Origin of the sequence: Methylobacterium sp. DB0501, from assembly GCF_011043735.1 — a bacterium.
GTDB lineage: Bacteria > Pseudomonadota > Alphaproteobacteria > Rhizobiales > Beijerinckiaceae > Methylobacterium > Methylobacterium alsaeris.
This window is the reverse complement of record NZ_JAAKGV010000007.1, coordinates 1-13403: the sequence shown is the minus strand read 5'-3', so window position 1 is coordinate 13403 and position 13403 is coordinate 1. Positions and strand designations below refer to the sequence as shown.

Annotated in this window: 11 protein-coding genes and 1 pseudogene; 7 read left to right on the top strand and 5 right to left on the bottom strand. The window is 62.0% G+C overall.

Features of this window, described 5'->3' with window-relative positions; all coding sequences use genetic code 11:
• The first annotated feature begins 58 nt into the window (after positions 1 to 58).
• The 5 genes and pseudogenes from G4G93_RS11555 to G4G93_RS11535 all read left to right on the top strand — a co-directional run bounded on the left by G4G93_RS11555 (position 59) and on the right by G4G93_RS11535 (position 5090).
• Positions 59 to 1084 carry an LLM class flavin-dependent oxidoreductase gene (locus G4G93_RS11555; RefSeq protein ID WP_165084331.1) on the top strand — a complete coding sequence of 342 codons (1026 nt, stop codon included), beginning with the start codon at positions 59 to 61 and terminating at the stop codon, positions 1082 to 1084.
• 117 nt (positions 1085 to 1201) lie between these two features.
• The gene (locus G4G93_RS11550; RefSeq protein ID WP_165084796.1) at positions 1202 to 2323 is read left to right on the top strand and encodes a metallophosphoesterase; all 1122 of its coding nucleotides are present in this window, start codon (positions 1202 to 1204) and stop codon (positions 2321 to 2323) included.
• A 152-nt stretch (positions 2324 to 2475) separates the two neighbouring features.
• On the top strand, positions 2476 to 3093 hold the full coding sequence (locus tag G4G93_RS11545) for a glutathione S-transferase family protein (protein ID WP_165084329.1): 618 nt from the start codon (positions 2476 to 2478) through the stop codon (positions 3091 to 3093).
• 34 nt (positions 3094 to 3127) lie between these two features.
• Positions 3128 to 4090, top strand: a pseudogene (locus G4G93_RS11540) (pyridoxamine 5'-phosphate oxidase family protein); the annotation flags it as partial.
• A gap of 121 nt (positions 4091 to 4211) precedes the next feature.
• The gene (locus G4G93_RS11535) at positions 4212 to 5090 is read left to right on the top strand and encodes a LysR family transcriptional regulator (protein WP_165084325.1); all 879 of its coding nucleotides are present in this window, start codon (positions 4212 to 4214) and stop codon (positions 5088 to 5090) included.
• A 221-nt stretch (positions 5091 to 5311) separates the two neighbouring features.
• Here G4G93_RS11535 and G4G93_RS11530 read toward each other — a convergent pair whose 3' ends face one another.
• A complete protein-coding gene (locus G4G93_RS11530) occupies positions 5312 to 8410 on the bottom strand; it encodes an ATP-binding protein (protein WP_165084323.1) in 3099 nt (1032 codons plus the stop codon).
• A 950-nt stretch (positions 8411 to 9360) separates the two neighbouring features.
• Between G4G93_RS11530 and G4G93_RS11525 the strand changes: the two genes are divergently transcribed.
• Together G4G93_RS11525 and G4G93_RS11520 are read left to right on the top strand one after the other, a co-directional pair.
• Entirely contained in the window at positions 9361 to 10368 is a 1008-nt protein-coding gene (locus G4G93_RS11525; protein ID WP_165084321.1) for a TRAP transporter substrate-binding protein, read from the top strand.
• Positions 10369 to 10467: 99 nt separating this feature from the next.
• Positions 10468 to 11322 carry an alpha/beta fold hydrolase gene (locus G4G93_RS11520; RefSeq protein WP_165084319.1) on the top strand — a complete coding sequence of 285 codons (855 nt, stop codon included), beginning with the start codon at positions 10468 to 10470 and terminating at the stop codon, positions 11320 to 11322.
• A gap of 16 nt (positions 11323 to 11338) precedes the next feature.
• Here G4G93_RS11520 and G4G93_RS11515 read toward each other — a convergent pair whose 3' ends face one another.
• The 4 genes from G4G93_RS11515 to G4G93_RS11500 form a co-directional block, all read right to left on the bottom strand.
• Positions 11339 to 11668: a hypothetical protein gene (locus tag G4G93_RS11515; RefSeq protein ID WP_165084317.1), complete on the bottom strand. Its 330-nt coding sequence runs from the start codon at positions 11666 to 11668 to the stop codon at positions 11339 to 11341.
• 4 nt (positions 11669 to 11672) lie between these two features.
• Positions 11673 to 11942, bottom strand: coding sequence for a hypothetical protein (locus G4G93_RS11510; protein ID WP_165084315.1), 270 nt, complete (start codon positions 11940 to 11942; stop codon positions 11673 to 11675).
• A 39-nt stretch (positions 11943 to 11981) separates the two neighbouring features.
• On the bottom strand, positions 11982 to 12557 hold the full coding sequence (locus G4G93_RS11505) for a glycoside hydrolase family 108 protein (protein ID WP_165084313.1): 576 nt from the start codon (positions 12555 to 12557) through the stop codon (positions 11982 to 11984).
• Between the two features lie 74 nt (positions 12558 to 12631).
• A complete protein-coding gene (locus G4G93_RS11500) occupies positions 12632 to 13246 on the bottom strand; it encodes a hypothetical protein (protein WP_165084311.1) in 615 nt (204 codons plus the stop codon).
• Positions 13247 to 13403 lie beyond the last annotated feature (157 nt).

Below are 13403 nucleotides of genomic sequence, written 5' to 3'. Positions count from 1 at the left end.
CCCATCCTTGCACGGCTGCGCATTTCAAACTCGCGCCCACGCGTCCATCTTGCCCGCCATGACACAGACTCTCCAATTCGGCCTCGACACGTTCGGGGACATCACGGCCCGGAACGGCGAGCCCCTGCCTCACGGCCAGGTCATCCGCGACGTGGTCGCGGAGGGCGTCCTGGCCGACCGGGTCGGGCTCGACTTCTTCGGCATCGGCGAGCACCACCGCGAGGATTTCGCCGTCTCCGCGCCCGAGATCGTGCTCGCGGCGATCGCCGCGCGGACGGAACGGATCCGCCTCGGCTCGGCCGTGACGGTGCTGAGTTCCGACGACCCGGTGCGGGTCTATCAGCGCTTCTCGACCCTGCAGGGGATCTCGAACGGCCGCGCCGAGGTCATCCTCGGCCGCGGCTCGTTCACCGAGTCGTTCCCGCTCTTCGGCTACGCCCTCGACCAGTACGAGACCCTGTTCGAGGAGAAGCTGGGCCTGTTCGCCGCGCTGCTGGCCGGCGGCCCGGTGACCTGGCAGGGCACCACCCGGGCGCCGCTCGAGAACCAGTCAGTCTATCCCACGCCGGAGACCCCGCCGACCACCTGGATCGGCGTCGGCGGCAGCCCGAACTCGGTGGTGCGGGCGGTCCACCACGACCTGCCCCTGATGCTCGCCATCATCGGCGGCGAGCCGCAGCGCTTCCGGCCTTACGTCGATCTCTACCACCGCGCCTGCGCCCAGCTCGGCCGGACGGTCCGGCCGATCGGCGTCCACTCCCCGGGCTATGTCGGCGAGACCGACGCGGGCGCACGCGACGAATTCTTCGCCGATTACAAGCGGATGCGCGACCGTATCGGCGCCGAGCGCGGCTGGCCGCCGATGACGCGCCAGGAATTCGACCGCGAGGCCGATCACGGCTCGCTCTATATCGGCGGCCCGGAGACGGTGGCGCGGAAGATCGCCGCGACGGTGAAGGGCCTCGGCCTCGGCCGGTTCCAGCTCAAGTACAGCGCCGGCCCGCTGCCGCACGAGCGGCTAATGCGCTCGATCGAGCTCTACGGCACCAGGGTCGCGCCGCTGGTGCGGGAGATGCTGGGCTGAAAGGACCGCGTCCGCCTCGCGAGCGGCGGGCGCGGTTCCGTCGCGGCGGCGCGGCGCTGGCACGGGCGGCGAAACGTGGCATGGCATCGGGCGCGTCCACCACGACAGGAGCCCGCCATCTTCCACCTCATCTTCGCGGTGCCGTGCCTCGTGGTGATCGCCCGCTGGCTCGCGCCCCTCGGGCTGCCGCTCGCCGTCAAGGGCGGGCTCGCCCTGCTGCTGCTGCTCGCCTCGCAGTTCCACCTCTGGAACCGGCTCTCCTCCGGCTCGGTCTTCGCGCCCGAATTCCCCCGCGCGGTCGTGCTGCTGCTCAACTGGGCCTTCGGGGCCCTTGTGCTGCTCGCCGTCATGCAGATCGCCCTCGATCTCGGCGCCCTGGCGACCGCGATCGTGCGGCGCGGCATCGTGACCATCCCGGACGGGCTGCGCTACGCGGCGGCCGGGCTCGCCGGCCTGCTGGCGGCACTCGGCGTCGCCAACGCCGTGCGGGTGCCGCCGGTCCGCGACGTCGCGGTGGCGGTGTCCGGCCTGCCGCCGGCCTTCGAGGGCTACCGGCTGCTCCAGCTCACCGACCTGCATCTGAGCCGCCTGTTCCCGGCGTCCTGGGCGGAGGCCGTGGTGGAGCGCGCCAACGCGGCGGGCGCCGACCTGATCGTGGTGACCGGTGACTTCATCGACGGCTCGGTCGCGATGCGCCGGGACGACGTGGCGCCGCTGCGGATCCTCCGCGCCCCGGACGGCGTCCTGGGCATCCCGGGCAACCACGAATACTTCTTCGACTATCCGGCCTGGATGCAGCACCTCGCCGGCCTCGGCCTGCGGATGCTGCCGAACGCCCATGCGGTGCTGGCCCGGGGCGAAGCCCGCCTCGTCGTCGCCGGCGTCACCGACGCCTCGGCCCCCGGGGCGGGCGAGGCCGGCCCCGACCTGGCGGCGGCTTTGGCCGGTGCCCCGCCCGGCGCCCCGGTCGTGCTCCTCGACCACCAGCCGCGCGCCGCGAAGCGGGCGGCGTCGCGCGGCGTCGCGCTCCAGCTCTCCGGCCACACCCATGGCGGCATGATCCTCGGCCTCGACCGGCTGGTGGCGCGGGGCAATAACGGCTTCGTGTCCGGGCGTTACGAGGTCGGCGGCATGGTTCTCTACGTCGGCAACGGCACCGGGATCTGGCCAGGCTTCGCGCTCCGCCTCGGCCGGCCCTCCGAGATGACCCGCTTCACCCTGCGGGCTGCCGGCGGCTGATCCCGTTCACGGAAAACACCTTTCCTGAGGTGGAATTATTCTTCCCCGGGCAATGATGAACTGCCGAGGGCGGGTGTTCTCTTCGCGTGGGGAGTGCGGTCATCTGGGGGGGCAACGCGGGGTCGACGACCCCGCCGCCGGGGACCGCGATCATGAAGCTCTACCACCATCCCCTGTCCGGCCACGCCCACCGGGCGCGGCTGTTCCTGTCGCTGCTCGGCGTCCCGCACGAGGCGGTCGCCCTCGACCTGAAGGCCGGCGCGCACACGACGCCGGACTTCCTGGCGCTCAATCCGTTCGGCCAGGTGCCGGTGCTCGACGACGACGGCACGGTGATCGCCGATTCGAACGCCATCCTGGTCTACCTGGCCAAGACGTTCGGGCGCAGCGACTGGCTGCCCGAGGACCCGCAGGGCGCCGCCCTGGTGCAGCGCTGGCTCTCGGTCGCCGCCGGCGAGCTCGCCTACGGCCCGGCCGCCGCGCGGCTCGTCACGGTGTTCGGCGCCGCCTTCGATCCGGGCGAGGTGATCGCCCGGGCGCACGTGCTGCTCCGCCGCCTGGAGGCGCATCTCGCCGGCCGCGACTGGCTGGTGGGCACCCGCCCGACCATCGCCGACGTCGCGCTCTACAGCTACCTGGCCCGCGCGCCGGAGGGCAACGTCGACCTCTCGGGCTACGAGGCCGTCCGCGCCTTCCTGCGCCGGATCGAGGCCCTGCCGGGCTTCCTCCCCTTCGCCGAGACGCGCGCCGGCCTCGCGGCCGCCGCGTGACACGCGCCCGGCTCGAAACCGACGGGAGGACGACATGAGCGACACCGCGACAGCCTCGCCCTGGCACCCGGGCGAGACCGCCATCCAGGCGACGGTCGGCGCCGCCGGGCGCATGGCGGAGATCGGCCGCCGGGTGGTGCGGGCGGCCATGCCCGACCCGCACCGGGCCTTCTTCGCGAGCCTTCCCGTCGTCGTCGCCGGCAGCGTCGACGACGCGGGCGAGGCCTGGGCGACCCTGCTCGCCGGCCTCCCCGGCTTCGTCGCCGCGCCGACGCCGACGCGCCTGACCCTCGCCGCCCGGCCCGATCCCGCCGACCCCGCCGCCGCGGGCCTGCGCCCCGGCGAGGCGGTCGGGCTCCTCGGCATCGAACTGCACACCCGCCGCCGCAACCGGGTCAACGGGATCCTGGAGGCCTCCGCCGGCGGGGCCCTGCACCTCGCGGTGGAGCAGAGCTTCGGCAACTGCCCGCAATACATCACCCTGCGCGACGCCGCCCTCGTCGCCGATCCCGCCGCGCCGTCCACCGGCGCGGTCGAGGAGAGCGCCGGGCTCGACGAGGCGGCGCGGGCGGCGATCGCCGCAGCCGACACCTTCTTCGTCGCGACCTACGCCGACCAGGCAGGAGACCGGGGTGTCCATCGCCAGGTCGACGTCTCGCATCGCGGCGGCAAGCCCGGCTTCGTCCGGGTCGATCCGGACGGCACGCTGACCGTCCCGGACTTCTCCGGCAACCTGTTCTTCAACACCCTCGGCAACATCTGGCTCAACGGCCGGGCCGGCTTGGTCTTCCCGGATTTCGCGACCGGCGACCTGTTGCAGATGACCGGCGCGGCCGCCGTGATCCTCGACGGGCCCGAGATCGCGGCCTTCCGCGGCGCCGAGCGCCTCTGGACCTTCCGCCCGCGCCGGGTCGTGCGCCGCCGCGCCGCGCTGCCCCTGCGCTGGGCGGCCCGGGACGGCGGCGCCTCGCCGCAATCGCTCCGGACCGGCGACTGGCCGGGGTGACGCCGCGCGCGCATCCGTCCCCCGGCGCGCACGCGCGTCCTCCCGGTTGACGCCCGGCGGGACCGCGGCATTCCTGGTGGCGGAAGAGCCGTCGTCGCGGCCGGGAGGGGCCATGGATCGCCTGCAGGCCATGCGGATCGTCGTCAGGATCGCCGAGACGCAGAGCTTCGCCCAGGCCGGGCGCCACCTGAACATGAGCCCGCCGGCGGTGACGCGGGCGGTGGCGGCGCTCGAGGCGACGATCGGCGCCCGGCTCTTCCTGCGCACCACCCGCACCGTCCGGCTCACCGAGGCCGGGAGCCGCTACGTCGCGGAGTGCCGGCGCCTCCTCGTCGAGATCGCCGAGGCCGAGGCCGCGGCGGCGGGCTATACCGGGATGGTGACCGGCACGCTCTCGGTCACCGCCTCGGTGCTGTTCGGGCGGCTCCACGTCCTGCCGATCCTCACCGACTATCTCGACGCCTATCCGGCGATGACGGCCCGCACGCTGTTCGTCGACCGCCCGGTGAACATCGTCGAGGAGGGCATCGACGTCGCGATCCGCATCGGCCACCTCGCCGATTCCGGCCTCACCGCGATCCGGGTCGGCGCCGTGCGCCGCGTCGTCTGCGGCGCGCCCGGCTACTTCGCCCGCCACGGCGTTCCGAAAACCCCCGCCGACCTCAAGGCCCACCGCATCGCCGTCTCGACCGGCGCCTGGCCCTCCCCCGAATGGCGCTTTCGCGATGACGAGCGGGTGACGCTGCACCCGACTTTGGAGTGCAACACCGGCGAGGCGCCGATCGACGCGGCGCTCGCCGGGTGGGGGCTGACGCGGGTGCTGAGCTATCAGATCGGGCCGGCCGTGCAGGAGGGGCGCCTCCGGATCGTGCTGGAGGAGTACGAGGAGGCGCCGTTGCCGATCCACGTGGTGTTTCCGGAGGGGCGGAATGCGGCGATGAAGGTCAGGACGTTTGTGGATTTGGTGGTGGGGCGACTTCAAAAGAAATAGTATAAATATTTTACGTTTTTGTATTCATATAGTGTAATTAAAAAATTATCTTTACCTTGAATTGTTACAAAATATGCAGCAGCTAATTCGTAAATATATATATCCATAAAACAACCACTTCACGCAAATTTCGAAGAGCAGTCTATCGAATGTTAACGTGAACACGATAGACCGCTTTCGGTATTTTTTGATTCTGCGTTTAGGATTTTTACAATTGTTATTTAGAATGGTATATCATCGTCGTCGAAATGATCACGTAAACTCCAGGATAGCGGATCAAAAACATTCATCGTATTTTGCATATCTATAAATGTTTGCCGAAGTGGATCTATTGGAGGCAAGTAGCGTTGGATTCCTGGCGAAGACAAAGAGCGAAAATATCTTTCGATTGCCTCGGATGGGTCGAGATCATAAATGCTACTAATATTTACGAAATAATTTGCGGAATGCATATAAATGTATTGTTCAAATAACTGATTTAATTTATTTGAGGAAGTAGGATTTTCAATTAATTTTGCAAGAGGTGTATTTGGAAGTATATAAATCTTGCCATCGGTCCTGACGGCCGCATAACCGTCAAGATTTTTGATTATTACATTAGATCTAGCCGAAGAAATTTGATTTGGAGATCTATGGCGAGAATTTTCTTGTATTACGCTTATAATATCTTGTAGACCATAGTCGTAAAGTTGCGACGATATCTTTTCGTTTGTCAACCAGCTACCGTTTGAAGGTCGCCACCTTATATCTAATCTCCGGTCAGGAATATTTCCGACAATTTCTACAGGCTCAAATTCGCGTTGAAATGCCTGCTGCACTAAATCTGCTCTGTGGCTATTAGCCAATAAATTACCATTCGGAATGGCGGACGTCGTTCCCTGACTCGTAACTATTAGATCTCCGGCGGTTACCTCGGAACGAGCCTCTCTGACGAAGTCTTCTACAGATCTCATCAATTGTGAATCAACCGTCCAAAACTCTCCGGCTGAATGAAGATCTTCCAATGAGCAAGCGATTCTCTGATGATTTCTCTCCAAAAGAAACATCGGTACATTACTAAAAGTTTTTTGATAGACATCTTTATATATTCTATTAACCTTATCCAATATAGTGATCGGCCTTAATAAATAAGGTATCTGCTCAACTGACCAAGTTAACGAATATCCCTCTTTTTCTTTTAACCTCCGCGCCTCATCTGCGATACTATCAAAAAATATTTTGTAAATATTTCGAACAGCATTTTCCTTTTCAGCTGTTATTTCAACAAGAGATCGCGCCACATTTGTTCGAGGTGCTTCGCGTCCAGTAATATTTGCTACAGCTAATATCGTAGACCCAATAAATCCGGGACTATCAAATTCAACGGCAATTCCCTCTACACAAGTTGCAACAGGTGAATAATCAATTTGTGGTCTTCCTGATCTACGCATTGTCTCTGGCGCAGCAACAAATCCCCAGTCACGATAATGAGGACTAAATTCAATTGCATATGCTACGGTCACACCATTAAATTCACGTTCTTCCACTCGTACCATAGATCGTTCGTAAAGCCTCCGCTTAAAAATTCTGAGGAACTCATCAAGAGCATTCTTCGGCGAGTGGAAGCCAATCTTTTCAGGAGAAGCTCCATCTACTTCAACACAAACATTGCATCTAGGAAACATAATCCATTTTCGAACTGTCTCTAAGACATTAATTGGCTTCGCAGTGCTACGAAAACGCAGCTTAAAAGATGTTCCATGTTGTCCTAGAGTGCTAGCATCTAAATCTACATGTTTATCTAGTAATTTAATTAGATATTTACCATGAACAGATCTTAATGATATCTTTCTTGCTTCGGTTTCTTCTTGTGAAACCGTGACAATTTCCACTGAGTCAGCCACCATAAATGATGATAATACCCCGATTCCAAAACGACTTATAGGATTAAAATTTGGATAATTTTCTTTAAATTTAGGATCTTGATAGCGAGACGATCCTACTTTAAGTAGATGATTTTCAATTACTTCTTGAGTCATTCCTGTGCCATTATCTGTAATAGTCAATTCATTTAATGAATTATCCCATTTTATGTGAATTTTGCCAAATTTGGCGGAGTCAAGGTTTTGTATCGCACATTGTAATCTAACAGCGTCAATCGCGTTTTGCGTTAATTCTCGAACTACAACATCACTATCATTGTAGAGTGTATGTCCAGTAAGAAGATTTAAAATCTTTTCTTGATCAATTTCAAAACCAAAAGGAGTAGTTAGAAATCCCTCGACACCAACATTCGAGCTATCAATATACCGCCATGGAAAATAGTAATTTTTTGGCTGTAGCTTCTGTGAAGATCTTAGTATACTATAGGTAGATCCAATTTGATCTTCTACATATTTAAGATATGAAGTTAATCCGAAAAAACTATTTTCTTCTTTGAAATTTGCAAAAATTTCGATTGTCTGACTCTGTATGGTTGTAGTCGCATTTCCTTCTCTATCAACTTCTGGCTTGGCTCTTATACGACGAACAGCATTCTGCTTTGACCACTCATGCTGACTTATTGGGTCAGACGGATCGATTAACCTCAAAAGAACGGTAGGAGCACGTTTCTCTGTTACTTGAAGTAGGTCAACAGTTCGTAAAATTCCGGCACAAAACTGAACGTTGGCCGTTTCGTCATCGCTATTCCCATACGGCTGCGATACAGGATATTTTTTTGTATTTTCAATATCGTCTAAGTTGTGACTTTCGCATACAAGTGCAAGATCTCGGCGAAACTCTGGTACTAAAGGAGATAAAAGACGATCAACCTCTCCTATTTGAGATTTTGAAAAACCTAGATGATATATATTTTTGCCTTCTATCCACCCTTTAACTCTCTTTGCATGATTAAATCTAACAAATTCCTGATACAAAAATCGCTCTTTTTTATCAGAAGATAGCGTTTCTATTTTTGATTTATAATCTGCTCCTGCCGACCCTTCGAATAAGATATTTTGCGCGAATTCTCTAAATCCAGATTTTTCTCTTTCGCTATATTCTCTTTCTGTTACTATCAGTCCCATGTCATGAAAATATATAGATAATACTATCATTAGCCAATCGGCGGCCGACATAATAGATTTTGTGGTATCTGGTATAATCCACTCTAACTGCGCAAGCATATCATCAACATGACGAATGTCATGCACGGTATATTCACTAAATATCTGGGCTCTACCAAACATACTAAGTATTTCTGATATTGTCCTTTTGACATCTTTTAGTTTTACTGGGAAGGCGGGCAGATTTGTTGCAGCGTCGGCTCGGATCTCGGCTTTGCTAAATTCTCTGTCCATAGCTCTACGATCACCTAGCTGATTCGATGGTCATCTTGTTGCTTAGCGCAGTCTAGTCAATATCACGGCGAATATGTTTTTACGCTAAAAATTCAGATGTTAATTACTGTATCGTATACAATATCTCATCTAAAGCAATTTATGATTTAATTTTAGCATAGATTATATATTGAAATATTTCAAAAAAATTATATTTATATTGCAGTAATATCATACTTTAGTCACTTGTTAAGTCATATATCAGTCAGTGAATAATCATTTTAAAAATAAATATTCGTATCTATAGTGCAATAAAAAATATGAAGAATATAATTTACATCAAAGAGAGTAACACTATTTGTTTTTATTATAACAATGAGATCAGATTTCAAAGGGAAAAAGCTCGATGTAGTGATAATTTACATTCTTGGTGCCCACAAATTTATCCGGTTTCGATCGATTTAATAAGACGAAGTATAAAATACGTTTCGCATGTAAATAAACAACCGCTCTGCCGCGGCAAATTGAATTGGCGGAAGGGGTGGGATTCAAGCGGCCGGCTGCTATATTCTAAACTGCTGATAAAGATGAGAAATCTGAGATCGCCCTGGAGTGCTTTTGCACGTTTTGTTGCACACGGCCAGACCCTCCCGGACTAGCTGTCCTGCAGCATCTCGAATCCGTTGGCAGGCGGCAATCCCGGCGTGAAGCGGTGAGGTTTCCTCACAGGCAGCGGCGAAGATGTCGAGTTCCCGGAAGGCCCGTGGTGTGCCACCTTCCCCAGAACCAGAACGGTCCGGGTCAAACGCCCGCGATCCGGATCCTCGACGGTCCGGACGACCGCAGCAGGGAGAGACGCGATGGCGTGCACCGCCGCATCCGCCCCGTGCCGACAGGACGACGCACCCGGTGCGGACCGGTCCCTCGTCACCTTGCCCCGATTCCCGTCCACGCCTCCGAGGAATCCCGCCATGTCGCGTCCGACCCGCCGCATCCTCCTCACCGGTGGGGCTGCATGCCTCGCCGCCCCGTACGTGGCCCGCGCCGCCGAGCCGGACTTCCGGCTGAAGTTCGGCAACATCGTCTCCGGCGACCACCCGCTCAACATCGCCATGGGCCGCGTGCGCGACCGCGTCGCGCGGGAGACCGACGGCAAGGTGATGATCGAGCTGTTTCCGAAAAACCAGCTCGGCTCGGACGCCGATATGCTGAGCCAGCTGCGCTCGGGCGCCCTCGAGCTCTTCGCCCAGACCGGGGTGCTGATGTCGACGCTGGTGCCGGTCGCCTCGATCAGCGGCGTCGGCTTCGCCTTTCCGACCTACGGCAAGGTCTGGGAGGCCCTCGACGGACCGCTCGGGCGGCACGTCCGGGGCGCCTTCGAGAAGGCCAATCTCGTCTGCATGGAGAAGTCCTACAACCACGGCTTCCGGCAGACCACCTCGTCCACGAAGCCGATCCGCACCCCGGCCGACTTCTCCGGATTCAAGATCCGGGTCCCGCCCTCCCCGCTCTGGACCTCGATGTTCAAATCCTTCGGGGCGGCGCCGGTCTCGATTCCCTGGGCCGAGACCTACTCGGCGATGCAGACGCGGATCGCGGACGGGCTGGAGCAGCCGTTGATCGGGCTGCTCGTCGACAAGATGTACGAGGTGCAGAAATACTGCTCGCTCACCAACCACATGTGGGACGGGTTCTGGGTGCTGGCCAACCGCAAGGCCTGGGAGCGCATCCCGCCGAACCTGCGCGACATCCTCGAGCGCAACATCAATGAGGAGGCCCTGGTGCAGCGACGCGAGGTCGAGCACATGAACGCGACGCTGCAATCCAAGCTGCAGACGCTTGGCCTGCTGTTCTACGAGGTCGAGAACGCCGCCTTCCGGGAGCGCCTTGTTTCCTCGGGCTTCTACCAGGAATGGCGCAAGCGCTACGGGGACGAGGCCTGGGGGCTGCTTGAGGCGACGACGGGCAAGCTCGGGTGACAGCAGCGCGGGCCCGCTCCCGGGCGGACCCGAAGCCTGCAGCATCCCCGAGGACCCGACTGGCGAAACTGTCCTGCCCCGTCACCTGGAGACCCGAGCATGACCCCGATCGCGAGCCGCTTTGCCGATCTCGACGGCGCGAGCCTGCACTACCTCGATGCCGGTGCGGGCGACGTCGTCGTCCTCGTGCACGGCATCCCGCAGACCTCGTACGAGTGGCGTCACATCATGCCGCGCCTCACCGAGCGCTACCGGGTAATCGCCCCGGACCTGCGCGGGCTCGGCGACTCCTCGCGGCCCGCCACGGGCTACGACAAGAAGACGCTCGCGCACGACGTCTGGCAGCTCGTGCACGACCACCTCGGCATCGAGCGCTTCTTCCTGGTCGGGCACGACTGGGGCGGGCCGGTGGCGTTCTCGCTCGCTGCCCAGCACCGGGAGGCCGTGCGCCGCCTCGCCATCCTCGACGTGGTCATCCCGGGCGACGGGGCGGATTTTTCGCAGGGCGGCCGGCGCTGGCACCATGCCTTCTTCCGCACCCTCGACCTGCCGGAGGCGCTCTGCGCCGGCCGCGAGGACCTCGTGGTGCGCTGGCTGTTCGACCATTATGGATACCGGCCGACCGCGATCCCGGAGGTCGACCAGCGCGAGTACCTGCGCACCTACACGACCTTCGGGGCCTTCCGGGCAATGCTCGCCTTCTATCGCGCCCTGCCCCAGGACGCGGAGGACAACCGGGCGATGCTCGACCGCGACGGCAAGCTCAAGATGCCGGTGCTGGCGCTCGGCGGCGACCGGAGCTTCGGGCGCGGCCTGGAATGCATCGAGTCCCTGCGCCGCGTCGCCGAGGACGTGCGCGGAGGCTTCGTGGAGGCGTGCGGCCACTGGATCCCAGAGGAGCAGCCAGAGGTCCTGAGCGAAGAACTGCTTCGTTTCTTCGGGGAGGACGGCTGATCCCTCGGCCCACGGATCAGCGCCGGGGCGGCGGGCGGATCTCCTGCCGGATCTCGCGCAACAGGTCGGTCGCGATCCGCACCTGCTCCTCCAGGCGCACCAGCCGGTCGCGGTCACGCTCGAGGCTCTCGAGGCGGCCGAGGACGAGGCCGTAGCGCTCGTCGTCCCGCTTGGTCTGCCGCAGATCGGAGGCGGCCAGATCCTCGAGCCGGGCGTCGATCCGGGCCGCATAGGAGCCGACCCAGAGGAGTTGCCCGGCGAGCCCGACCACCAGGGTGGTCATGGCCCAGAACGAGGTCCGTCGTGGCAGGATGATGACGCCCTCGGCGTCGTCGGGAGGAGGCACTGGGCTACTCCGCAGGCTGAACCTTGGCGCTCGGGATCGCGTTCGCGGTCAGCGGATCCGCCAGGATCGCCTTGACGGCCGGCACCGCGGCCGCGGCGGCGACGAGGCCGGCGTTGCGCCGCACGTAGAGGCCCCAGGCGGTGACGATCAGCGTCACCAGCGCGCCGGTCAGCGCGGTGGAGGTCTCGGCATCGATCCAGCCGCGCCCGACGGCGATGCCGCCTCCGAACTGCAGCAGGGTGCGCAGCAAGGCGGTGAGCTGTTCCTGGTTCATTGCGGTCTCCCGATGAGCTTATTTTGTGGGATCGGTGCGTCAGGCCGCGACGGGCTTGCCGCAGGTGGGGCAAGGGAGCGGTGCGACGGGCCGCCCGGGGACTGCGTGGAGCCCGAGCGCCGCCGCCCGCACCTCCTCGACCCGCCGGGCCCAGCCGCGCCCGAACCGCGGCCAGGTCGACAGCGCCCGCAGGAACGTCAGCCGCCCGTCGCACAGGGCTTCGATCAGCGCCGGAACGTCCCGGCCGGACAGCGCCCCCAGCGTCACCGGACCGAGATGCCCGTCATCCGCCACCCCCAGCGCCCGCTGGAGCCCGATGACGGCGCGCCGCGGGCCGCTGTTCACCGCGAAGTCGAACAGCGCGTAATCCAGCCCGGTCGGCAGTGCGTCGCCCTGGATCGCGTCCCAGAACCGCCGGCGATAGAGAGGCGCCACGCTCGCCGGCGTCAGCGCCCGCACCTCCGCCCGCGTCGCCGGCCGGCCGAGCCACAGGCTCAAGGTGCCGATCGTCACCCCGAGGTTCGTCGCGCCCCCCGGGTCGTGCGGATCGTCGGCCCATCCGCCCTCGTGTGTCAGGACGAGCGAAAGCCCCCGCTCGAACGTGCTCGCGGTCATCGGTCTCTCCGGTGTGTGGGTAGAGGGTCGTGCGCGGGGCGCCGGCCGGTCGGCCCGGGCGCGTCAGACCGCGATCAGAGGGCGCAGGCCCGGCGCCACAGCGCGTCCAGAGCCGCCGCGTCGTAGCCGAGCGCCGCGCCGAGCTGCGCCACCATCGGGTGGCCGCGCTCGAACGCCGTGGCGCCCGACAGCAGCATCCGGGCGGCAAACTGCTCGGCCGCCGGAAGGGCCGCCACCGCCGCCTCGATCCGCGCCGGCAGCGTGCCCGTCATCACCGCCGCCAGCGCCTCGTCCGGGTCGATCGCGCCGCCGTCCGCCAGCGCCTGGAAAAACTGCCGGTCCGACACCGCCGGCAGGCCTGCGGCCGGCGCGCGCGCGGCGAGCTGCGCCGCCAGGTCGTCGCGTTCCGCCACCGCCGCGTCCCGCTTCCGCCGCGCCGCCTCCGCTTCCGCCACGGCCGCGTCCCGCCCCGCCAGCGCCGCCGCGTCGATCCCCGCCAGCACCGCCGCGAGCGGGAACCCCGCGGCTTCCGCCTGCGCCGGGGTCAGCGCCGCGCTCGCCACGAACTGCGCCGCGCTCGCCCCCGGCGGCGTCACGTGCTGGCCCAGCACCACGTGCCAGGCCGGCGCCTCGGCCGAGCCCGCCGGCCGGCCGCGATACAGGAACTCGTAGAGGAATGGCTGTCCCATGGGGCCCTCACGCCGCGACCGGGCCGTCATCCGACAGCCGCCGCCAGTTGCCGTTGGAGTAGTAGGAGAGGACGCCCGTCCCCGAGCCCGCCGCCTCGCCGACCTTGCGGGCGTTCGAGACATGGACGAGGTCGCCCGCCACGCCGGCGGGGACCGT